Genomic DNA, 23,132 nt, shown 5'->3' on the forward strand with positions numbered 1-23,132 from the left:
TAATGGCGTAGGTTAGTGTCGTTGCTTCAAAACTAAAAAAGGCGTTTTAAAGAAACGGGATTAATCTTTGATTATCGTAAAGAACCAGCAATTGCACCAGGGAAAAGCCCACAAGGTGGGGCAAAAAGACAGAACCCAAAGAACTCGATCGTAAGGGGTGGTGCAGAATCAATGATAACGCGGCCATGCATGCTGCTGGTCCTGCAAAATTCTGCATGATACCATGAATTCTGAGGTTGCAAAGAAAAAAGGACACAACCCTCCCTACAAACAAAACAGGCGGAGTGCCTGGCACCCCGCCTGTTGTTCTTCTCTATGCTGCAAAGGTTGAGTACCTTTACAGGGATAGGCTCTGCGCCACGACGATCAGCCCATCTCTTTTTTGCTCTCAACCAGCTGGTCGACAACCGAAGGATCAGCCAAGGTCGAGGTGTCGCCAAAATCTTTAAAATCGTTGGCAGCGATCTTTCTCAGAATACGACGCATGATCTTGCCGGAGCGAGTCTTCGGCAGACCAGGAGCCCACTGAATGACATCGGGTGAGGCAATCGGTCCGATCTCTTTGCGAACGTGCTGGCGCAACTCGTTACGCAACTCCTCGGTCTCATCGGCCCAGGACATCAGGGTAACATAGGCAAAGATGGCCTGACCTTTGACGGGATGCGGCATACCAACGGCCGCAGCCTCTGCAACAGCCTCATGGGCGACAAGAGCAGATTCGATCTCAGCGGTTCCCAGACGATGTCCGGAAACGTTGATAACGTCATCAAGGCGACCCATGATCCAGAAATACCCCTCTTCATCCACGCGAGCACCGTCTTCCGGATCGTACGTATCCGGATAACGATTGAAGTAGGCTTTTTTGTAACGCTCTGGATTACCGAAAACACCACGCAGCATCCCAGGCCAAGGCTTGCGGATAACCAGATGCCCCCCCTCGTTGGGGCTGGCCTCTTTCCCTTCTTCGTTAAAAATCGCCGCGTCAATACCCGGAAGCGGCAGGGTTGCAGAACCAGGCTTAAGCGGGGTGACATAGGGAAGAGCTGAAATCATGATACCGCCGGTCTCGGTCTGCCACCAGGTATCAACAATGGGAAGCTTCTCCTTTCCCACATTGATGTGGTACCACATCCAGGCCTCGGGGTTAATGGGCTCACCAACGGATCCCAGAATACGCAGGCTGGAGAGATCCCATTTTTTGGTGGGCTCAACCCCTTCACGCATCAAAGCACGGATAGCGGTCGGCGCGGTGTAGAAGATATTCACTTTAAACTTCTCAACGATCCTCCAGAACCGGTCCGGACCTGGATAGGAGGGCACGCCCTCAAACATAACCGTGGTTGCTCCCAGGCCCAGAGGTCCGTACAGGATATAACTGTGCCCGGTAATCCAGCCAATATCAGCGGTACACCAGTAGACGTCGTCATCCTTGATGTCAAAGACCCACTGAGAGGTATGCATGGCATAGGTCAGGTAGCCACCGGTAGTATGAACGACCCCCTTGGGTTTACCTGTGGAGCCAGAGGTGTAGAGGATAAAAAGCATATCCTCGGCATCCATGGACTCCGGCTCACACTCAGAAGTGATATCCAGCTCTGCGATCTCTTTATGCCACCAGCAATCACGTCCGTCCTGCATGTTGATATCAACACCGGCACGACGAACAACAATGCAGCTCTCCACGCTGGGGCAGGTCTCCAAAGCCTCATCGGCATTGGGTTTCAATGGAATAGCCTTGCCGCTACGGAGAACAGCATCTGCGGTGATCAAAACCTTGGCGTGACAGTCTTCAATACGGCTCTGCAGGGCCACGGCGGAAAAACCACCAAAGACCACGGAGTGAACCGCACCAAGACGCGCACAGGCCAAAAGCGAGATGGCCAGCTCCGGCACCATGGGCAGGTAGATTGCTACCCGATCACCTTTTTTAACACCTTTTTTCTTGAGAACATTGGCAAAACGGCAGACCTCGTCATGCAGCATCTGGTAGGTGTAGACACGCACATCCTCTTCCGGCTCGCCCTGCCAGATAATGGCGGCCTTGTTCCGTCGACCATCGGTGAGATGGCGATCCAAACAGTTGGCTGAAACATTGAGTTTACCGCCCTGGAACCATTTCACCTCGGGCACATTCAGGTCATACTCGAGGACCTCGTCCCATTTCTTGTCCCAGGTAACCAGTTCTTCCGCACGCTCGGCCCAGAATCCTTCCGGATCTTCCATGGAGTGGGCGTAGGCCTTTTTGTACTCCTCCATCGATTTTACCCAGGCCTGGTCACGGCCTTTTTCCGGTGGCTGGAATACCTTTCCTTCGGCCAACAAACTGGTAATTTTGTCTTCCATTGCACTCATAAAATTTCCCCCTCCACAAAAACCGCTTGTTCCTAAAATTCATCCATAGAGAGCGGCATACTCAACTCGAACGGGATGAACACCTTTCTAGCGGCCACCCAGAAACGGTCTTTTTGTCCTGTTTCCCGGAGTCTGCGTTTACCTCGTTATGCTGAAAAATTTATCCTCGGAATATAAACTTTATGCCGCGGTAAAACTTTGCGCACGCCTCGGTGTCGTAGCTTGCCTGAACTTGAACAAAAATCCTCATTCCTGACCGGACACTTTCTGGAGTTTCGAGCCGCAAAGAGCTGACAAAACGAACAGAGAACAATCGCCCTTAGTCTCCATTTTCGCTGCAACTCTAAGTCCCTGACGAAACCCCGAACTTAATTATGTACCTGAGTTTGACAAAAAAAGAAAACCCTTAGCGCACAAATTTGCTCATAAAAGTGCATTTTTTGCAAAAAATATTCAATACTGCCATTTTTCGCCTTGAATTATCAGTGAAATAGAGCGAACCCTTCAATTTTTTTATGATTTTTGGCACCCCCCCTTTAGCAAAGGCAAACCTCTTTGCACAAATTGCCCAATCTCAATTCGTCCTTCTCTGCAGTTTTAGAATCCGTCCTTGCGGGAATTTTCCCTGCTTTCATTTTTTTCTGCTGCTCTGTTTGACAGAGCTGCGCACAGTAGTTAACAATTTAATTAAAATCTTAAATATAAATGGTTCTCAATGGACAAAAACGACATTTACACCATCGCCGCCCTGCTCAAGGCCATCGCCCATCCAATACGGCTGGAAATACTCTGCTGCCTGCGTAAAGGGGAACACTCGGTGACCGAGTTACAGCGGACGATACAGACCACGGACGGCAACCTTTCCCAGCATCTGAGCGTGCTCCGTAACCAGGGAATTATCAGCTCCCGCAAGGAGGCGAATTTTATTTATAACAAAATCAACGACAAGCACATTGTCGCGTTGATGAACAGCCTGCAGAAAATCTACTGCCCAACCCGATAAGGAGAGTATTATGATTGTTACTGACTGGATTCATGTTATTGCTGGTACCTTTATTCTGATCAGCCTGGCACTGGGAGTTGACAGCTCACCCATTTTCATGAGCAAGTATTGGCTTTTTTTCACGGCCTTTGTCGGCGCAAACCTGTTCCAGTTTGGTTTTAGCAAATTTTGCCCTCTTGGGATCATTCTCAAAAAACTGGGCGTTGCTGAAACTCGATAAATAAAGGTCAAAAAGGCGGCTACTCAGGCCGCCTTCCTTGGCCTCTTAATTTGCCACCAGCAGATTCCACTCACAATCACCAGGCCGATAATCAGATACCAGGGCAGGCAGCCCATGCTTGCCTTAAAGGCCATATCCTCCAACCCCCCCTCACCCCAATCTGAATGAGCGCTCGCCTGCTCAGCCCGAAAATGTTGGACCAGACCAGCAAAAAACACACCGATCCCCCCGTAGGCGGCATTAAAGGCCATCCCCTTAAAGCTGAGCACAGTTGCCCGCTGATGAGAGGCAGCGAGCTCGTTTAAATAATGACTTGTAAAAAAGCTGGTTAACATAAGCCCCACAAAGACCACCACCATGGGGACAATGCCTAAATAAGGAATAAAAAGGCCTAAAAAAAACAGGGTCGCAATCATAGTCAGAGACAGTATCAACACGTTTTTCCCCGGTGAAAAACGCTCGCTCATCCAACGGGCAAGCTGAGGGACAAAGAGGCCAACAACGGCTACAAGTGAGCCCAAGAGGCCAAAGCTGGCCTCAGGCAACCCTATCAAACGGTAGTATTTACTGGTGAGCGTCACGATCATGCGCAGAGTATGGTCAAAGGTCATGCCGAACAAAATAACCGCCAACGCCAGAGGGGTATGCACAATCCATCGCCCAGCATGGAGTGTTTGACGTGTCAAGCCCCATACCCCTATTCGCGATTCCTGAACGCGACCAGTTTCCGGTTCCTCCAACTGCAGCGTGGTCAACAGGGCCAAACAGGCAAAAATCAGCGTCAAAAAAAGAGGAAACCGCATTGTCAGCTCCTGGGGTACCTCTCCACCGCCAAACCAGCCCCAGATACGACTCACCAGCCCCGGGTCATACACCGCAGCCCCAAGGGTCATGGCAAAAATATAGCCAAGGTTCTGCGCCTTCATCTGCACCTCAAGCACCCGTGGCCACTGCTTTTCCAGCCCTAGAGCTGCAAGCGTATCATAGGCAAGAGCTTCATCGGCTCCGCTGGCCATGGCCTCGGCTAAGCCACTGATGACACGATTGGCAAGAAAGGCGGCAAATATCCAGCCTGGATACCCCAAAGGAACAAAGGCAATCAATGCCATTTCCAGTACCATCAGCATTGAGGTCATAACCAGAAGCTGTTTACGCCCCAAAAGATCAGCCAGGGCACCCGACGGCACCTCGGCCAGGACAATGGTCACTGCCCAGACAGTGTTGAGTAAGGCGAACTGTTCAAGGCTCAACCCATAATCGAGAAAGAGAATTGTAAAAACGGGATAATAGAACCTGGCATTGAACAGAACTCGAAAAAAAATAAACCGGCGGATATTGGACATTTGGCAGATGCTCATCAAAGAGAGATGTCCAGGTGATGTCTTTTTTTCTTTACCGGTGCTCACACACCCTCCAACTGTTTATTATTCCCCGAAAATGCGGCAGCGCAAGGGCTCTCGCCGAACAAGAAAGAGATCGCACAGGCATAATCCCCCCCCAAAGAGGGGACAAATCCTCTTTGGTCGTGGCTTGCATGAGAGAATTGCATTGGACTAATGTTAATTTTTTTCCTATTATTTGAGCAATCATGCATATCTAGTGGATGTTTACCTGAATCCGTTCACAGCCTTAAGGATATCTGAGCGCAATGCACTGTTCAGTCCAACCAGCTGTCACGAATCCAGGGTTTATTCTCCGAACGCCGGAGGCCCCTGCAACCACCCAACCCTGAGCGGCTGTTTCTCTCAGGCGTTGCCGCTATGATTTGCAGTGGTCGGATTAGCTATGACCATACGAACCAGAATTTTCACCAGCTATACCCTGTTTCTCCTCATTCCGCTATTGGCAGCAGTGGGATTTGGTGGCTACCTCAGCGCCAGACAAGCACGCCAAGCGCTGGAACAGCAGGCCTATATTGCGGTCGACTCGATCATTCAGTCCACCCGAAGTGCAGCCAACGCATCGCTGGCTCAAACCCTCCACACCAGTGCCGCAAGCAGCCTGCGGGTCATCACATCGCTTTACGAAAAAAGTCGCTCTGGAGCCCTCTCCCTAGATGAGGCACAGTGGCTAGCCAGGGAAAGCCTGAATGCCCAGCAAAATGGTACGACGAGCAAACTTCTCTTAATTGACAACCAGGGAAAGATCCTGGTTCACCCCGATGCAAACCGTCTGCAAAGCAAACTGAACAACGAATTGCAACTGCGTTTACGCGGAGCCAAGAGCGGTACACTTATCCATGTTCTTGTTGAGGGGCAGGAGCCCACGGTATACAGCATATCCACCTTTTCTCCCTGGCAATGGTCCATCATTGCCTATAGCCCCACCAAGGCTCTGAAACATGCAGTGCCCTTTGACGAACTCTCACGCACACTTTCCCACCTCAGTGCTGGTTCACTCTCTGCGCTCCCCGTTGTAGTCTCTCCCCAAGGAGACATGGCGCTCGCCGTTCCCCTGACAGCTGAAAGCACCTCCTCTGCCCAACAGCTCAGTGCCCTCGGCAGGCAGATCACAATGCAGCAAAAAGGTACTCTGAGGTGGAACCCGAATGATCCCCTGGGAGAACGCATCCTCTTTTTCAGCCCAATCACCGAACTCAATCTCGTTGCCGGGGTTGCCATCCCAAGCTCTCAGTTTAACGGGCCCATGAGTCGGTTTATTCAACGAGGGAGCTTGACACTCCTTCCTTTAGGCCTGCTGGCCCTGGCTATCAGCTACCTGCTGGCACAGCGCATGAGCCGCCCCTTACAGAACCTCGCTGATTTGTTAGAGCGGCCGGACCAGGAACTTTCCACCGAGGGAGGCCAGAACCAAGGCTCAGAGGAATGCGGTCGAATCATCAGTTCATGCAGTCAGATGCTCAGCGCACTGAACAATCAGCAGCTCATGCTCGCCCAAGAGCAGGAAACGAATGAGTCCATGCACCAGCAGCTGAAGCAGGAAATGAGGATCCGCCAGGAAGCAGAGCACAAGCTGGAAAATGAAAACACGACACGTAAAAGTGCGGAAAAATACCTGCTGCTCTTTAAGAACATCTTTGACAACGCCATTGAAGGCATTTATATCACCGATCCCGAAGGACGCATTCTTACGACCAACAACTCTTTTTCACGGGTAACGGGTTATCCGGCTTCTGAAATTATCGGCAAGCATCCGGGATTGCTTGCCTCAAATCAGCAGGTGGAGAATTCCTTTAAGGGTATGTGGAAAAAGCTCCCCCAAACCGGCTCATGGTCCGGAGAGATATGGAGTCGCAAAAAAGATGGCTCCATTTGTCCCCAGTGGCTCTCGGTGAGTGTCATTCGCAATGAATACCACGAAATCACCCATTACTTCGCCTTTTTCCATGACATCACAGAGCTTAAACGCAAGGAAAAACAAATTTCCATTCTTGCCTACAGCGATGCCTTGACCAAGCTCCCCAACCGTGCAGCACTTGAGCATCGCCTGACCAAGGCCATCTCCCGTGCCGGGCGTGAGAAACGTGCTTTGGCTGTCTTTTTCATCGACCTGGATAACTTCAAAAACATCAATGACTCCATGGGGCATGACAAGGGAGATCAGGTGCTGATCGAGGTAGCGGAACGCCTTTCTGCAACCATCCGCAGTGAAGACACCCTCTCTCGTCTCGGCGGTGACGAATTTATCTTGCTCAGTGAAAGCGTTGACGATGAAAATGCTGTCTACAATCTGGCAACCCGCATCCTGGCCTCATTGAAAAACCCCATCAAACTTCACCCCAATACCATCTATGTCAATGCAAGCATTGGTATTGCCCTCTACCCCGATGATGGGCGCAACTCCCAGGAACTGATTAAAAATGCTGACATGGCCATGTACAAGGCCAAAAGTGAGGGCAAAAACAAGTTTGTCATGTTCACTCAGGAGATGAACGAAAAACTGCTCAATCGTATCCGCATTGAAAATTCGATCCGCAGTGGCCTTAAAGAGCACGAATTCACCGTATTTTATCAGCCAAAGATTAATCTGCTTACCGAGCAGCCCACCTCGTTTGAAGCCCTGGTCCGCTGGCGCAAGGACAGCACCATTGTCACTCCGGACCAGTTTATCCCCGTGGCGGAAGAATCGGGGCTTATAGACGAGATGAGTTTGTATGTTCTTGATGAAGTGTGTATATTCCTCACCAAAATACAAGAACACAATCTTTTACGCTTACCGATCAGTGTCAACATGTCGCCACGCACCTTTAATCAGAAAAATATTGTTGAAACCATCGATACCATTCTTGGAGCCCATCGCATCAACCATCGGCTGATTGAATTTGAGATTACGGAAACCACCGCCATGAAGGATGTCCAACACTCGCTTGAGACCATGCACCGGTTCCGCGAGAGGGGCATACGTTTTTCCATTGATGATTTTGGAACCGGCTACTCATCCTTAAGTTACCTCAGTGAGATGCCGGTCTCGACGCTGAAAATAGACAAACGCTTTATAAGCGCGGCTGACACCAACAGCCGAAGCATCGTTTCAACCATTACCGCCATGTCCAAACAGATGGAACTCAATGTGGTTGCCGAAGGTGTAGAGACCAGCGAACAGCTTACCTGGCTGCGTCAGATCGGCTGTAATGAGGTTCAGGGGTATTATTTTTCCCGCCCCATGCCGGAGCAAGATACCCTGCGTTACATGAAGGTTTTCCAGAAAACGGATCAGGAGAAGGTACTTGGCTCTCCCGCGCCAGCTTTTTGATCCGTATGCCCCCTTCCACTGCATCCTCTCCTTCAAGGGGAGTTATGGTCTGCCCCAGCTGCAGCCAGATCCTCTCTCCGCCACAACTGCAACAGGGCCAGATGGCCCAATGTCCGCGCTGTGCCCGGCAGCTGCACCGCTATAAAAATCACCCTCTCCAAAAAGGTTTGGCTTTAAGCCTCACCGGCCTGGTGTTCTTTCTTCCTGCCAACCTGCTGCCGTTGCTCACGTTTTCCGTTCTGGGAATTCACAGTCAAAGTTCGATCATGCAGGCTTGCCTCCATATGTTTGCCAGTTCTCAGGTGGTGGTGGGCTCAGTTGTTGCTCTGACCACCATGGTCTTTCCCCTCCTGCTGCTGGTTTCGCTTCTGCTTGTCACCTTTGGTTTGATGCAGGGGAGCAAAAAGCCACAGCTCACGCCACTGTTCCGGCTCTATCACCACTTAAGTGAGTGGGCCATGCTCGATGTTTTTCTGGTGGGTGTGCTTATCACCATTATCAAAATGTCCCATATGGCCTCTGTTTCGTTAAACGGTGGTTTTTTCTGTCTGGTTGGCCTGGTTCTCACCAGCATTGCTGCGCAAACCGCTATTGATCCCCAACGGTTCTGGAGCCTGATGGAACCAAAGACATCGTCTGGCATCAGCCTACCCGATTCCTCTAACCCGGAGGATTACCTGCTCTGCTCGGATTGCCATAAACTCCTGCCCATTGCCTATCTGCAAACCAGTGGCCGCACCGGTTGTCCTCGGTGTGGTCACACCTTGCATCCACGCAAACAAAACAGTATTGCCCGGACCTGGGCTCTGCTTATCACGGCGGTTATTCTCACCCTGCCTGCCAACCTGCTGCCCATAATGGAGGTCGATACCTTTGGCATCCCAGAGCGTTCGACCATCATGGATGGGATCATCTATTTTTTTAAGGATGGGTCCTATGGCATTGGCCTGGTGATCTTTATTGCCTCGATAGTGGTGCCACTCTTTAAGATAATCGGTCTTGCCATTATCCTGCTTTCCATCCATTTTCGCTGGCGCAGCTGGTTGCGCCACAAGGCCATCATGTTTCGCTTTATCGAGTTCATCGGACGCTGGTCCATGCTCGATATTTTCGTCATCACCCTGCTCTGCTCACTGGCGCAGTTTGGCTTTCTCTCTTCTATTTCCGCAGCTCCGGCCTCACTGTACTTCACCGGCGTTGTCCTCTCTACCATGCTCGCGGCCCTGAGCTTTGATCCACGCCTTCTCTGGGACGCAGCCAACGCTGCCGAAACAAAGTAATTCTATGGAACAGCCCATCATTCATAAACGCCGCAGTCTCTCCCCCATCTGGATTTTACCACTCGTTGCTCTCTGCATAGGTGGCTGGTTACTCTACACCTCGATCCGCGATGCCGGGATTGATATCGATGTTCATTTCGAGGATGCCACCGGCATCACTCCTGGAAAAACCAAGGTGATTGTACGCGGTATCCCTGTGGGGACCGTCAAAAAAATCCATGTCGATCCCAACATGGAGGGGGTCAGCCTGGTCATCACCATGGATAGCCAGATGCGCGACGCACTGGTCGAAGACACCGCCTTCTGGATCGTCAAACCTGAGGTGTCAGCGGGCAAAATCAGTGGGCTCGACACCCTCTTTGGCGGCTCCTACATCGGCATGCGCAAAGGTTCTTCCACAAGCTCGGCAGCTACATTTACAGGTCTTAAAGAGGAACCTCCTGTTGATCTCAGCCGTCCCGGACTGCATATCATCCTGGAGACCGATACCCTTTACTCCCTGCAGCGTGGTTCCAACATCTATACCAAGAACCTGCAGATAGGGTATGTTGAGGATTACCTCCTTAAAAAGAATGGAAAAATTCAGCTCAACGCCTTTATCGAGGCTCGTTTTGCCCACCTGATTCATACGGGTACCCGTTTCTGGAACGCCAGCGGACTCAGCCTGACCGGGGACATGCAAACAGGGCTCACCGTCAACGTTGAATCACTTGCCTCGCTCATTTATGGCGGGCTCAGCTGCGAGACACCGGATGCCCTAGCCAACACGCCAGCGGCCACCAGCGGCACCCTGTTCTCCCTGTACAAAGATTTCGAGGAGGCAGAATACGGGATCGAGGCCACACTTCAACTCACCAGTGGCGAGGGCATTGTTGCGGGTAAAACTAAGGTGATGTACCGAGGTCTCAAGGCCGGTGTCGTCAAAAAAGTAGATATCAGCAACGATTCCCTCCAGAGCGTGACCGCCCTGCTTCAGCTTGACCCACGCATGGAGCCCGCACTACGGGAAACCTCCAGATTCTGGACCGCCCGCCCCCAGGTCCAACTCACCGGAGTGAAAAACCTGGATACCCTACTCACAGGCCCCTACATCACTTTTGAGATTGGCCAGGGGGCCAAGAGGACGAGTTTTATCGAAGAGAGAGCACCTGTACAGACGGCTGTTACTCGTCCCGGCACCACTTTTACCCTGACAGCGGACAGTAGCGGTGGCATCAAGGCCGGCGCTCAGGTCCTGTATAAGGAAATCAGTGTGGGTGAGGTAACCGAGGTCTCGCTCTCCCCGGGGGGCACACAGGTTCTTTTGCACCTGATGATCTACGCCCCCCACGATCTGCTGGTGAGCAAACACAGCATCTTCTGGAAACACAGTGGGTTTCAACTGGACGCAAGCCTGAGCCAGATTAAAATGGAGCTGGGCTCGGCCCAATCTCTCCTGGAAGGTGGTATCGCTTTCATGACACCACCCAAAAAAACCTTTGCAGCCATTGCCGTGCCAGCCACACCCTACATACTCTATCCCTCCTATGGGGATGCCATCAAAACCGTACCCGAGATGGAATTGCCAGGGCTTCGCCTGCACCTGCTTGCCAAAACAGCGCCCCGCCTAAGCAAAGGTGCCCCTGTGCTTTTCAACAACATTGAAATAGGGGAAGTGCTTGGCTTTGATCTGGCAAATAACCGGCGGGATACGGATATTCATATTCTGATCAAGAAAGACTATCAGGACCTGATTCACCCCACCTCGCGCTTTTATACCCTCTCTCCCATCAAACTCAGTGGTTCACTCCAAGGGGTCAACCTGGAGACCGCGCCCTTTCATGCGCTTATCAGTGGCGGTATCGGCGTTCTCTCACCGGGTTCGAAACAGGCGGCCAACCCTCATCAATATTTTGTCTTGCACAGTTCATTGCAGGAAGCCCAAGATGCCGACAGTCTGCGGTTGCAACTCCACTTTCCAGGTGGTGAAGGGATCAGCAAAACCACTCCCATTCGTCACCAGGGGATCAAAGTTGGACGTTTATGCTCGCTTCGCCTGGAGCCTGAAACCGGCGCCGTGGATGCCGAGGCCTGCGTCGATCCGTCCATGGCAACTCTTTTTCGGCGTAATTCGCGCCTGCGTCTAGTCCGTGCCGAACTCAACATCACAGGTATCAAGCACCCTGAAACGCTACTGAGCGGTGCCTATATTGATCTTAAACGGGGACTGGGCGCAAAGATCACCGAATTCACTGTACGTCCGCTCGCCCAGGACACGGCGCTTCCCAAAACCGGACTCAATCTTGTCGTGGAAACCGACAGCCTGGGATCACTGAAAAAAGGCAGCCCTCTTTACTACCGACAGGTGCAAGTGGGAGAGGTTATCGACTACCATCTCTCCCCCTCAGCCCAGAAGGTGTGGCTCAATGTCAACATCAAGGAGCCCTACAACCGGATCGTTCATACCCACACGCGCTTTTGGAATGCCAGCGGCATCAAAGTGAGTGGAGGGGTTCTCAGCGGCATGACTGTACGCACCGAATCGGTTGAATCGCTCTTGGTTGGAGGCATTGGCATGGCAACCCCTGAGCAAGAGGCCATGGGGCCACCGGCCTATCCGGGCCAACATTTTCCCCTTGCTGAAACGGTGGACGAGTCTTGGCTGGGCTGGCAGCCCACATTGAAACTGGGCGATGAGCAGAATACAGGCAAATGAATAAAACACCGCTCGCCAACCTGCTCTTTGATCTGGACGGCACCCTGACAGATCCCAAGCCGGGCATCACCCGCTCCATTCAGCACGCACTGGAAACACTGGGAGAAGAGCCGCCTCATGCGGATAACCTGGAATGGTGTATCGGCCCACCCCTTGTGCACTCTTTTGGAGAGCTTCTGCAAACCGATGACAGCCTGCGCATTCAAGAGGCCCTGCATATTTACAGGGAACGGTTCAGCACCAAGGGAATTTTTGAAAATTCTGTCTATGACGGCATTCCGGAAATGCTGCAGCAACTGCAGCAGCAGGGGGGTCAACTCTTTCTGGCCACAGCAAAGCCGCGCATCTTTGCTGAGCGCATTCTGCAGCACTTTGATTTGGAGAACTATTTTACCCAGTGTTTTGGTAGCGAGTTGGACGGACGCTTCACCGAGAAGCCCTCACTGATCGCCCATATCCTTCAGCAAACGGGCATTCGTCCAGAGGAAACCATGATAATCGGTGATCGCAGGTATGACCTTGAGGGCGGCAGGGCACACTGCCTGCGTACGGGTGCGGTCACCTATGGGTATGGCAGCATGGATGAGTTGCAAAACGTTGGTGCTGATTTTTTCTTTCACTCGCCCAAGGAGATCTGCCAAGAGTTAGCCACCTATTTTCATGCACAAAACCCGTAACACCTCCAGAGAAAAATTGAACCCCACAGTGTGGTTTTTCCTCAGAAGGGGGAAAATTATGCCTCCATGCTTTTGCTCTACGATAATTGATGCTTATTGTGGTGCGAATCCCTTTTTTTGCGAATAGACGCAAGTCGTAAGCCGATCACGGTGCACCGAATCTGCGGTGTTATCGGCCTGTTTACGTACAGGTGTACGCTGCACAGACCGATGCCTAGTTTCGAAGGCACCCCGCAATAGCTTACACGCAGTCTGATAGCCCTCTTTTGTAATCGTTTTTTGAGGAGAATATACCATGGGCACCCAACAGCGCACCTTTGGCTTTACCACCCGCCAACTCCACGCCGGACAAACCGCCGACCCCACCACAGGCAGCAGGGCCCTTCCCCTCTACCAGACGACCTCTTATCAGTTCACCAACTCTGAACAGGCGGCCAACCTCTTTGCCTTAAAAGAGTTCGGCAATATCTATACCCGTATCATGAACCCCACAAGTGATGTGCTTGAACAGCGGGTTGCCTCACTTGAGGGGGGGATCGCAGGGCTGGCTGCCAGCAGTGGTCACGGCGCCCAGACACTCGCCTTTCTCACCCTCTGCCAGGCAGGCGATCATATCGTCTCCAGCAACAGCCTCTATGGGGGCACCTATAACCAGCTCCGCTATACCCTGCCCCGACTGGGCATTGAGACCAGCTTTGCCGATCCCACCGATCCTGAATCCTTTGCCCGCGCAGTTCGCCCCAACACCAAACTGATCTATGGAGAGACCCTGGGCAATCCCGGATTGGTTGTCTTTCCCTTTACGGAGGTCAGCGCGCTTGCACAGGCGGAAAATATTCCGCTGATGATCGATAATACCGTGACCACGCCCTACCTCTGCAGGCCGCTTGAGCTGGGTGCCAATATCCTCACCCACTCCACCACCAAATTTCTGAATGGACACGGGACGAGTCTCGGGGGCATCATTATCGACGGCGGCAACTTTGCCTGGAGCTCCGGCCGCTTTGCCAACTTCACCGAACCCGACCCATCCTACCATGGCCTGGTGTATAGCAGTTTGGGTGCTCCCGCCTTTATCCTCAAGGCCCGAGTGCAGATGCAGCGTGATCTCGGGGTATCGCCTTCCCCATTTAACAGCTGGCTCACGGTTCAGGGGATTGAAACCCTCAGCCTGCGCATGGAGCGTCATGTAGAAAACGCTCAGTCTGTGGCGGAATTTTTAAGTGAGCACAAACAGGTGTCCTGGGTGAGCTACCCTGGCCTGAAAACGCATCCGAGCTACGAGCAGGTCAAAAAATATCTGGAGCATGGAGCAGGCGCCATTCTCACCTTTGGCATCAAAGGTGGTCGCGAAGCCGGACAGCGCTTCATTGACAAACTGCAACTCTTCAGCCATGTGGCCAACATCGGTGATGCAAAAAGTCTGGCCATCCACCCTGCCAGCACCACCCACTCGCAGTTATCTGAGGACGAGCTGAAGGAAGCTGGTGTCACCACAGATATGATTCGGCTCAGTATTGGTTTAGAGGATGCTGAAGATCTGTTCTGGGACTTGGATCAGGCGATGTCCGCCTGAATGCAGGTGGACACTCAAGGAGATGATATACATGGGGAAGAAGCAGAACGCCCTTCCTCATGTATATTTTTTTTACTTATGGGTGTCTTGAATAATTAGATTTTTCAATCAAGGTCAAGGATTGCTGACAATTTTACCGCAGGCATATAGTTGATATCGGAGTCTTCGCTTACCTCCGAGGATAAAATTTTCAGCATGACGAGGTAAACGCCAGACTCCGCGAGATTGGCAGAAAAAGCAATTATTCAAGATTCCCTTAAACAAAGACTACCTTTTGTTCATTTCAGGACAATTCTTCCACGGGTGCCAGGCCGCGCATTGTCCGCAGCGCCTCCTTGGTGGAAGCAATCTCATCTTCCTGCACTGTTTGACGAATGCGCTCCATCTTGTGCATGGCTTCCTGGAACCTGATCCCCTCTGCAGCACTGACCCATTCCAGTTGGAGGCGTTCTTTACGGATGCCAAATTTTTCCATTTTTCGCCACATGCGATGCACGCGTTTCTCTGTCCAGTGATTGGCATTGATGTAGTGGCAATCGCTTAAATGGCAGCCTGAGATGAGAATTGCCGGAACCCCGAATGCAAAAGCGTCCCACAGAAATTTTTCATTGACCCGCCCTGAGCACATAGTGCGAACCAGACGCGTTGAGGTAGGATATTCCAGCCGGGATACGCCCGCAAAATCAGCGCCTGCGTAGGAACACCAGTTACAGGCAAACACGAGAATACGCTCCTCCGGTTTATCCCCCATCACTGCATGGATCTGCTCCTGAATCTGATCATCTGTAAAATGATGCATCTCTATCGCGCCCTCTGGGCATTCGGCAGAACAGGTCCCACAGCCCGCACAGGCTGCGGTTGTCACATGGGCACCGGTTTTTCCAATTCTATCCACGGTGATGGCATTATAGGGGCAGACCTTGGCACACAACCCGCACGAAGAACAGAGCTGCGGATTCACCTCGGCGGTTATCCCTTCCACGGTGAGCTTGCCTTTATTCATCAAGATGCTGGCCCGCATGGCCGCTGCCGAAGCCTGGGTAACGCTATCCTTGACATCTTTTGGCCCTTCACTGCAGCCCGCAAAAAATATTCCCCGAGTGGCCGCATCGACAGGTTGTAGTTTGGGATGGGCCTCCAGAAAAAAACCATCGGGATTGCGCTGCAGGCCTAACATCTCCTGCAATTTTTTCAATCCTTCAGGCGGTCTGACACCGACGGCAAGTACCAGCATGTCCAGCTCATGATGATCGACTTCCCGGGTATAGGGATTTTCAGCATGGACGATCAGGTTCCGACTCTGCGGGTCTTCCTCTACGGCACCAGGCAAACCACGTATGTACTGCACGCCCATTCGTTTGGTGCGGCGGTATTGGTCTTCAAAACCTTTACCAAAGGCGCGAATATCAATATAAAAGACCTTGACCTCAATCTCCGGATAATGCTCCTTGATCATAAAGGCGCATTTGATGGTATTCATACAACAGACGTTGGAGCAGTAGGCCCCACCTTTCTGCAACGAGCGCGAACCAACACACTGGATAAAGCCGATGGAGCGCGGTCTCTTGCGATCCGTCATCCGAATCACCTCACCGCTGGTGGGCCCACCGGCATTGATCAACCGCTCAAATTCCATGCTGGTGAGCACATTATCAAATCGGGTGTAGCCATACTCGTCGAGCCGGGTAGGATCGTAGATATCCATGCCGGTGGCCATGATAATGGTGCCGACCTCAAAGCTCAGTTCCTCATCGCTCATATGAAAATCGATACACTGCTTTGCGCACTGCTCGACGCATTTACCGCAGACTGTCGGGTTATGCCCGAGACATTTATCCATTTCGATGAGATAGGACGAAGGAACAGCCTGGGGAAAGGGAGAATAAATGGCCCGTCTCGAGGAGAGCCCCTGATCAAACTCGTCAGGCAGGACTACAGGGCAAACTTTGGCACATTCTCCACAGGCAGTACACATATCTTCGCGGACATAGCGCGCCTTCTTGAGAACCTTGACGGTAAAATTCCCCACGAATCCTTTGATATCCTTGACTTCACTCAAGGTCAGCAGGGTTATATTGGGATGTCGTCCCACATCCGTCATTTTAGGCCCCAAGATACAGATGGAGCAGTCCATGGTCGGAAAGGTCTTGTCCAGCGCCGCCATGATTCCGCCAATGCTGGGTTTCTTTTCCACCAGAATGACTTTTGTGCCTGCATTTGCAAGGTCAAGTGCTGCCTGAATTCCAGCCACTCCACCACCTATGACCAAAGTCGAAGGGGTCACTGGTATCTGCGCCTCATGACAGACCTGCAACAGACGAGCACGGGCGACAGAGGCGTGCACAAGATCGCAAGCCTTTAGCGTGGCTCCTGCTTTGTCATGGCCATGGACCCAGGCACAGTGTTCCCGCAAATTGGCCATATCAAGCAGGTAAGGGTTTAATCCGGCCTCGGCAATGCATTGTCTGAACGTGGGTTCGTGCAACCTTGGGGAGCAGGATGCCACCACCACCCGATTCAAATTATGCTCGGCAATATCCTGCTTTATCTGATTTTGACCGGGCTCCGAACAGGTATAGGCATTATGGCGAGACAAAACCACATCGGGCAGGGTCCCCGCATACTCAGCCACTGCAGCACAATCCACCACTCCAGCTATATTCAAACCACAGTGACACACATAGACCCCAACGCGCAATTCCGTCTCTTCTCTCTCTCGCATTCTTCAACCGCCAGATTTGTTATTGAAAAATAATCTACAAATTTAAGATAATACCAAGCACAAAAGATGTTTGTTAGCACGATACTTTCAATGTGTCAAATAGGTAAACACAATAACAAAGAGCATTTCTATCACAGAGTACCGAAGCAAAACCAGATCTACGCATTCCTCTGTTGCCCAAGTTCCCCCACTCCCCAGCAGAGGGCTTCTCCATAATAAAAAAGGGAACCGACACTTCAAAGAAGTGACAGTTCCCTCAATTTTACCCTGAACCAATGAGCAAGACAGGTTTGGGCCATTTTTTGCAGATACAACTACCCTATGAACTGCAAGCTAGGGCATGGTCGACTGCCCGGATGTATTCTCTGTACAATCTTCAAGCACACCGCAGCTACCCTTGCTTCCATCTGGAAGAAAAAAGCTGGAGCCTCCACCACTGACACCATTTACAGAGTCGAGGTTCCCTCCACCTGCAGGTTTCAATGTATGTAGATAGTTCTGTATTGCGCTTTCCCCCTTGAGAATCAGCAAACCACTGTCGGTTTGGGCCATCAGCACTGGAATTTCATGTATACCCAAAGCACTCAGCAGAGCCTTGTTGGCATCGACCGAATGGTTCTCCTTGTAGTGCAGCTTAGGTAAATCGACCTTGCTCACCTTTGTATCCACAGGATGAAAGGCCACCGTTACCCTGGTGTTGGTCCTGAGAGCTTCAATTACCTTTTCACAGTGTGGGCAGGTCGAGGAGAAATAGAGATGATAGCTGGGCGTGATCAGGCTACCTACTCTCTCGGCAAGGACACCATCAGTGAAGGATGCCTTATTGGTGGCGGGCTGATGCAGCTCAAGGGCGGCAAAGGAAAGGCTGGAAGCGGCAAAGATGAGCACACCTGCAACCAGTTGGCGTGCCCCCAAAAACAGATTTAGCAAGACAATAAAACAAAAGATACCAACGCAATAAGTGCAGAAGGTTTGGGCAACCAGATACTGAAAACTGACCAGTACCCCTTCGGCGGCAAGCCCGGCGAGGAGGAGGTAATTCATAAAAAGAGGCACCCTCCGCTTACTGCCCCGTGCCGCTGCCAGCCCCCAGTAAACAATCTGAAAAAAGAGCAGGCCCGCTCCGTTGAAGACAAGCGGAGAGACGCGGGTCAACCGCTCCACAACCTGACAGCCATCATTGAGGCAGAGAGGGGTGCCCTGGTAAAAGGTAAATCCTATCTGGGCAGCGATAAGCAGGCTGGCCACCAGAGCCAAAAATTGTGCAACCTGAAGCACTGTGTTTTTTCTTTTCATCATGGGGAGTTACCACCTTACACTATAAAGAGAGGGGTGTAGGGGCATGGAACCTCTACAAAAATCAGGTCTGTATAATGCTGCATTCTCCCTGCGGTGTCAACTCTCGCCCACGGTACCGCTTACGCCCGTCCGGCTCCTCCAGCATTTTGTGCTCGTCGAAATAGATCTTCCGCCTGGTAAGAGCTGCGGACAAAGGGGGCCGCTGCCACGCCACCAAAGCCCAGGCCTAGCGCCTCCTCTTCCAACTCTGCAAACTCTTCGGGTGGCAGATAGCGCACAACCTCAAGATGGGATGTTGATGGCTGGAGATACTGACCGATGGTGAGGATATCGCAATGGACCGCACGCAGATCCTGCATCAGATGTACGATTTCTTCCCTCCTCTCGCCAAGTCCCACCATGATGCCACATTTGGTAACGATCTCTGGGGCCAAGGCTTTTGATTGACGCAGGACCTCAAGACTCTGTTGGTAATCGGCCTGGGGCCGCACAGTCTGGTAGAGGGAGGCGACTGTCTCCAGGTTATGGTTGAGCACCTCGGGTCGTGCTGCAAGAACGCATTGCAGCGCATCAATATTCCCCTGAAAATCAGGGATCAGCACCTCAACCAGGGTTGCGGGGTTCAACTCTCGAATCGCCTGGATGGTCGCTGCAAAATGGGCCGCCCCACCGTCTGCCAGATCATCACGGGTCACCGAGGTAATCACGCAGTAGCTCAGTTCCATGGCCTGCACCGCCTCCGCCACTCGCTCAGGCTCCCTCGCATCAGGCAATCCTTTAGGGCCATGTGCCACCGCACAGAAACGACAGTTACGGCTGCAATGATCCCCCAAAATCATGAAGGTGGCCGCCCCCTTACCAAAACACTCGAACTGGTTGGGGCACATGGCCTCCTGACAGACCGTGCTCAAACACTGTTGTTTGATGAGATGGCGGATCCGTTCGTACTCAGGTCCTGAGGGCAGTTTTCGCTTGAGCCAGCGAGGCTTGGGTTGATAGGTCATGGGAGGAGAGGTTCCTTCAGAAGAGAAAAGAGCTGCGATTCGCTGTGCTCCCTAATTTCCAGAGAAAAGAGCGAGCGAATATGGTGTACCAGCCGCTGTTTCACCGCTGCCAGGGTACAGTTTTCTGCTTTCTGGACAGCCATTGAGGTCATCTGCACATCGGTGAGGCCACAGGGGTTGATCCAACCAAAGGGCGTGAGATCAAGGTTTACATTGAGGGCCAACCCATGAAAACTCACCCCGTGGCGAATGGCAAGCCCAATGGAGCCCAGCTTGTTGTTGCCTACCCAGATACCGTGATTGCGCGGATCCCTCGCTGCCTGCACACCAAAGTCGGCGGCTACCCGCAGCATGAGTTCCTCCAGGAGGCAGACATAGTCACCCACTCGCAGTTGATGCTTTTTCAAGCGAAGAATGGGATAGAGGACCAGCTGACCTGGACCATGGTAGGTCACCTCGCCACCACGCTCAATGGGGACAACGGCGATGGAACGCTCGGCGAGAAACGAACCGGTCACCCCCAGATGCGCCCGGCTGGCGTTGCGCCCCATGGTAAAGACGGCTGGATGCTCCACACAGAGAAACTGCTCCTGGCTAAGTGTTCCCGCATGGAGCGCCTCTGCCAGTCGAACCTGGAGCGCGTGCACCTCTTTGTAGGGTTTGAGCCCCAGGTCGACAAAACCGGCATGATCAGGCATACACTACTTATCCTCAGCCGAAGGCAGCCCCACCAAACAGGGACAACGGGCGGCCTGAACCTCATCAAGACGGCGAACCTTGGTCCGCTGCGGAGCCTCGTGCAGCAGATCAGGCTGCTCCTTGGCCTCCTGGACAATGGTTCTGAGCGTAGCAATGAACTGATCGATATCTTCCTTGCACTCGCTCTCGGTGGGCTCGATCATCATTGCCCCGTGCACGACCAAGGGAAAGTAGATGGTAGGTGGATGGTAACCGTAATCAATGAGCCGCTTGGCCATGTCCAGGGTGGAGATCTTCTCTGCCTGCTGATTCTGATCAGAAAACACGCACTCGTGCATGCAGGGCCGATCATAGGGCAGGTGGAGCACATCTTTAAGCTGCTCTTTGATGTAGTTAGCGTTGAGCACTGCCAGCTGGCTGGCCCGCTTCAGCCCTTCAGCTCCCATGGTGAGGATATAGCTGTAGGCCTTGACCAACACGCCAAAGTTGCCGTGAAAGGCATGGACCCGGCCAACGGAGAGCGGCAAATTCTCCTCCAGCTGGTAGCTGTCTCCTTTACGGACCGCTCGGGGCACGGGCAGGAAGGGCTCCAGCTCTTTGGTCACGCAGACCGGTCCGGCACCCGGGCCACCGCCGCCGTGGGGAGTGGAAAAGGTTTTATGCAGGTTGAGATGCAGCACATCGACACCACATTTCTTGGCATCCATCACCCCCATGACGGCATTCATGTTGGCCCCATCTCCATAAACCAAACCGCCCTTGGCATGGACGATTTCGGCAATCTCACGCACCCGCTCTTCAAAAAGCCCAAGCGTATTCGGGTTGGTGAGCATGATCCCGGCGGTATCCTCATCCATGAGCGAGGCGACCAGCTCGGGATCGAGCATTCCATCAGGGCCTGATTTAACAGCAACCGCCTTATACCCACAAAGAGCAGCCGAGGCCGGGTTGGTGCCGTGGGCTGTATCCGGAATCAGAATTTTATGTCGCTGATGTCCTTTGTGCTCGTGATAGGCATGAAAGATGAGCATGCCGGTCAACTCACCATGGGCACCGGCAGCCGGTTGCAACGAGACCGCATCCAGGCCGGTGATGGTGGCCAGAAACTCTTGCAGCTCATATAAGAGTCGCAGAGTTCCCTGACTCAAGCCCTCTTCCAGCATGGGGTGGGCTAAAGCAATGGCCGGAGTCGCCGCCTGGCGCTCATTGGTTTTGGGGTTGTATTTCATGGTGCAGGAACCAAGGGGATACATACCGCTGTCGACCCCAAAGTTCCACTGGGAAAGCCGGGTGTAATGGCGGACCACATCCACCTCGCTCAGGTCGGGAAAATCGACTTCCGTTCCCTCCAAGGTTGCATCAAGCGTGGCTGCAGGCACATCACTCTGGGGCACCGACATGCCCATGCGCCCCTTTTTGCCCTTCTCCCATAACAGGGGTTCGTTGAAGATCAGGCCCCCGGTCCCCAGAACGGTGTTGGCTGCACCTGTTGTCTGTTGCTCGCTCATGCTGCCACCTCCGTTGCAATGGTATCCATGGTTGCTTTATCAATGGTCTCGGTCACGCAAAAGAGATAGGCACCAGCAAGCTCGGGGTAAAGGTCACCGAGATCCAGGCCGGCAACAATGCCCTGCTTCAGCAGTTTTTCACGCTTGGCGGAGAAGTCGCCCGGGAAACGGACCACAAACTCATTAAAGGTGGGGGCCGCAAACACCAGGCTGGCACCGGCAGCAAGCAGTTGTGCTTTGAGGTACTCGCTCTTGTCAAAATTAAGTCGGGAGAGCTGACGCAGACCAGTCCCTCCCAAAGAGGCCATATACATGGCCGCGGTCATGGCGCAAACGCCCTGGTTGGAGCAGATATTGGATGTCGCCTTTTCACGGCGTATGTGCTGCTCGCGGGTGGCCAGGGTCAAGACGTAGCCACGTTTGCCATCCAGATCCTTGGTCTCACCGACCAGGCGACCGGGCAGGTTTCTGGTGTAGGCGGTTTTACAGCCAAACATCCCCAGTCCTGGGCCACCAAAGGAGGGGGCAATACCAAAACTCTGGCCTTCACCACAGACGATATCGGCACCGCAGTCTCCAGGATTTTTCAAGAGACCATACGCAAGTGGCTCTGAGAAACAGGCAACAAAGAGTGAGCCCGCATCGTGAATAGTGGTGGCCGCCTGCTCGAGTTCTTCAATCACACCAAAAAAGTTGGGAGATTGCAGCGCCACGGCTGCGATATCACTCTCTTTGCTCAGGCTGCTCAGATCGGTCCGTCCATCAGCCGTCAGCTCAAGCTCGATAATCTCATAGCTGGTGGGCCGCAGGTAGGCTGCCACCACACCCCGGTAATGGGGATGAATCGCCTTGGAGATAGCCACCTTTTTCTTCTTTTTGGCAATACGCAGGCCCATGAGCAGGGCCTCGGCCAGGGCGGAGGCACCGTCGTACATGGAGGCGTTGACCACATCCACCCCCAAAAGGCGCGCGGTCAACGTCTGGTACTCAAAGATTCCCTGCAGGGTACCCTGAGCCATCTCCGGCTGATAGGGCGTATAGGCGGTCAAAAATTCAGAACGGCTTGCCAGGGTACGAATTGTTTCGGGAATATAATGACGATAGCTGCCGGCACCGATCAGGACCTTGCCGTCCTCGCCGATTGCCATGTCTGCGGCCAGGCCACGCATGTGATCATTGAGCTGCCACTCGCTTTGCGGTTGCGGCAAATCCCAGGACGAGGTCATTCGACATGCTTCAGGTACAGACGCAAAGAGCCCATCCAGGCTGTCCGCGCCGATCACCGTGAGCATATCACTGATATCTTCAGGGGTATGAGGCAAATAGCGCATAGGTCATCCTTATTCGTTCTCGCAGGTGCAACTGGAGGGAATGGTCCCACTCC

Annotated in this window: 15 protein-coding genes; 7 read left to right on the forward strand and 8 right to left on the reverse strand. The window is 52.7% G+C overall.

The window, feature by feature from the left end:
* Window positions 1–366 precede the first annotated feature (366 nt).
* Entirely contained in the window at window positions 367–2,352 is a 1,986-nt protein-coding gene (gene acs, locus JWJ90_RS03935) for an acetate--CoA ligase (protein WP_205225893.1), read from the reverse strand.
* Between the two features lie 715 nt (window positions 2,353–3,067).
* Between acs and JWJ90_RS03940 the strand changes: the two genes are divergently transcribed.
* Entirely contained in the window at window positions 3,068–3,355 is a 288-nt protein-coding gene (locus JWJ90_RS03940) for an ArsR/SmtB family transcription factor (RefSeq protein WP_205225894.1), read from the forward strand.
* A 10-nt stretch (window positions 3,356–3,365) separates the two neighbouring features.
* Window positions 3,366–3,575, forward strand: a complete 210-nt coding sequence (locus JWJ90_RS03945; RefSeq protein ID WP_205225895.1) for a YgaP family membrane protein — start codon at window positions 3,366–3,368, stop codon at window positions 3,573–3,575.
* Window positions 3,576–3,598: 23 nt separating this feature from the next.
* On the opposite strand, the gene JWJ90_RS03950 is transcribed toward JWJ90_RS03945, so the two are convergent.
* Complete coding sequence (locus JWJ90_RS03950) at window positions 3,599–4,981, reverse strand: MFS transporter (RefSeq protein ID WP_338032283.1); 1,383 nt, start codon at window positions 4,979–4,981, stop codon at window positions 3,599–3,601.
* 379 nt (window positions 4,982–5,360) lie between these two features.
* On the opposite strand from JWJ90_RS03950, the gene JWJ90_RS03955 reads away from it, so the two are divergent.
* From JWJ90_RS03955 to JWJ90_RS03975, 5 genes are all read left to right on the forward strand, one after another.
* Window positions 5,361–8,288, forward strand: coding sequence for an EAL domain-containing protein (locus JWJ90_RS03955; RefSeq protein WP_205225896.1), 2,928 nt, complete (start codon window positions 5,361–5,363; stop codon window positions 8,286–8,288).
* 5 nt (window positions 8,289–8,293) lie between these two features.
* Window positions 8,294–9,568 carry a paraquat-inducible protein A gene (locus JWJ90_RS03960; protein ID WP_275889062.1) on the forward strand — a complete coding sequence of 425 codons (1,275 nt, stop codon included), beginning with the start codon at window positions 8,294–8,296 and terminating at the stop codon, window positions 9,566–9,568.
* A 4-nt stretch (window positions 9,569–9,572) separates the two neighbouring features.
* Entirely contained in the window at window positions 9,573–12,263 is a 2,691-nt protein-coding gene (locus tag JWJ90_RS03965; protein WP_205225898.1) for an MlaD family protein, read from the forward strand.
* Window positions 12,260–12,940: an HAD hydrolase-like protein gene (locus JWJ90_RS03970; protein ID WP_205225899.1), complete on the forward strand. Its 681-nt coding sequence runs from the start codon at window positions 12,260–12,262 to the stop codon at window positions 12,938–12,940. Before JWJ90_RS03965 ends, JWJ90_RS03970 begins: the two co-directional genes overlap by 4 nt.
* Window positions 12,941–13,235: 295 nt before the next feature.
* A complete protein-coding gene (locus tag JWJ90_RS03975) occupies window positions 13,236–14,516 on the forward strand; it encodes an O-acetylhomoserine aminocarboxypropyltransferase/cysteine synthase family protein (RefSeq protein WP_205225900.1) in 1,281 nt (426 codons plus the stop codon).
* Window positions 14,517–14,799: 283 nt separating this feature from the next.
* Here JWJ90_RS03975 and hdrA2 read toward each other — a convergent pair whose 3' ends face one another.
* From hdrA2 to gcvPA, 6 genes are all read right to left on the reverse strand, one after another.
* Complete coding sequence (hdrA2, locus tag JWJ90_RS03980; RefSeq protein ID WP_205225901.1) at window positions 14,800–17,238, reverse strand: CoB-CoM heterodisulfide reductase HdrA2; 2,439 nt, start codon at window positions 17,236–17,238, stop codon at window positions 14,800–14,802.
* A gap of 333 nt (window positions 17,239–17,571) precedes the next feature.
* The gene (locus JWJ90_RS03985; RefSeq protein WP_205225902.1) at window positions 17,572–18,537 is read right to left on the reverse strand and encodes a vitamin K epoxide reductase family protein; all 966 of its coding nucleotides are present in this window, start codon (window positions 18,535–18,537) and stop codon (window positions 17,572–17,574) included.
* A gap of 119 nt (window positions 18,538–18,656) precedes the next feature.
* Complete coding sequence (gene lipA, locus JWJ90_RS03990; protein ID WP_205225903.1) at window positions 18,657–19,541, reverse strand: lipoyl synthase; 885 nt, start codon at window positions 19,539–19,541, stop codon at window positions 18,657–18,659.
* Window positions 19,538–20,239 (reverse strand): lipoyl(octanoyl) transferase LipB, encoded by a 702-nt coding sequence (gene lipB, locus JWJ90_RS03995; protein WP_205225904.1) that lies wholly within the window; start codon window positions 20,237–20,239, stop codon window positions 19,538–19,540. Before lipB ends, lipA begins: the two co-directional genes overlap by 4 nt.
* Window positions 20,240–20,242: 3 nt before the next feature.
* Window positions 20,243–21,748: an aminomethyl-transferring glycine dehydrogenase subunit GcvPB gene (gene gcvPB / locus JWJ90_RS04000; protein ID WP_205225905.1), complete on the reverse strand. Its 1,506-nt coding sequence runs from the start codon at window positions 21,746–21,748 to the stop codon at window positions 20,243–20,245.
* Window positions 21,745–23,079, reverse strand: a complete 1,335-nt coding sequence (gcvPA, locus tag JWJ90_RS04005) for an aminomethyl-transferring glycine dehydrogenase subunit GcvPA (RefSeq protein WP_205225906.1) — start codon at window positions 23,077–23,079, stop codon at window positions 21,745–21,747. The genes gcvPB and gcvPA overlap by 4 nt, the downstream gene beginning before the upstream one ends.
* Between the last annotated feature and the right edge of the window lie 53 nt (window positions 23,080–23,132).

Origin of the sequence: Desulfobulbus rhabdoformis (assembly GCF_016919065.1) — a bacterium.
GTDB classification, from domain to species: domain Bacteria; phylum Desulfobacterota; class Desulfobulbia; order Desulfobulbales; family Desulfobulbaceae; genus Desulfobulbus; species Desulfobulbus rhabdoformis.

Bases quoted from the DNA above. Each gene is read 5' to 3' on its own strand.
- JWJ90_RS03985 (WP_205225902.1), bottom strand. From the start codon at position 18,537: ATGATGAAAAGAAAAAACACAGTGCTTCAGGTTGCACAATTTTTGGCT.
- JWJ90_RS03940 (WP_205225894.1), top strand. From the start codon at position 3,068: ATGGACAAAAACGACATTTACACCATCGCCGCCCTGCTCAAGGCCATC.
- acs (WP_205225893.1), bottom strand. From the start codon at position 2,352: ATGAGTGCAATGGAAGACAAAATTACCAGTTTGTTGGCCGAAGGAAAG.
- lipB (WP_205225904.1), bottom strand. From the start codon at position 20,239: ATGCCTGATCATGCCGGTTTTGTCGACCTGGGGCTCAAACCCTACAAA.
- gcvPA (WP_205225906.1), bottom strand. From the start codon at position 23,079: ATGCGCTATTTGCCTCATACCCCTGAAGATATCAGTGATATGCTCACG.
- lipA (WP_205225903.1), bottom strand. From the start codon at position 19,541: ATGACCTATCAACCCAAGCCTCGCTGGCTCAAGCGAAAACTGCCCTCA.
- JWJ90_RS03965 (WP_205225898.1), top strand. From the start codon at position 9,573: ATGGAACAGCCCATCATTCATAAACGCCGCAGTCTCTCCCCCATCTGG.
- gcvPB (WP_205225905.1), bottom strand. From the start codon at position 21,748: ATGAGCGAGCAACAGACAACAGGTGCAGCCAACACCGTTCTGGGGACC.
- JWJ90_RS03955 (WP_205225896.1), top strand. From the start codon at position 5,361: ATGACCATACGAACCAGAATTTTCACCAGCTATACCCTGTTTCTCCTC.
- JWJ90_RS03945 (WP_205225895.1), top strand. From the start codon at position 3,366: ATGATTGTTACTGACTGGATTCATGTTATTGCTGGTACCTTTATTCTG.
- hdrA2 (WP_205225901.1), bottom strand. From the start codon at position 17,238: ATGCGAGAGAGAGAAGAGACGGAATTGCGCGTTGGGGTCTATGTGTGT.
- JWJ90_RS03975 (WP_205225900.1), top strand. From the start codon at position 13,236: ATGGGCACCCAACAGCGCACCTTTGGCTTTACCACCCGCCAACTCCAC.
- JWJ90_RS03970 (WP_205225899.1), top strand. From the start codon at position 12,260: ATGAATAAAACACCGCTCGCCAACCTGCTCTTTGATCTGGACGGCACC.
- JWJ90_RS03960 (WP_275889062.1), top strand. From the start codon at position 8,294: ATGCCCCCTTCCACTGCATCCTCTCCTTCAAGGGGAGTTATGGTCTGC.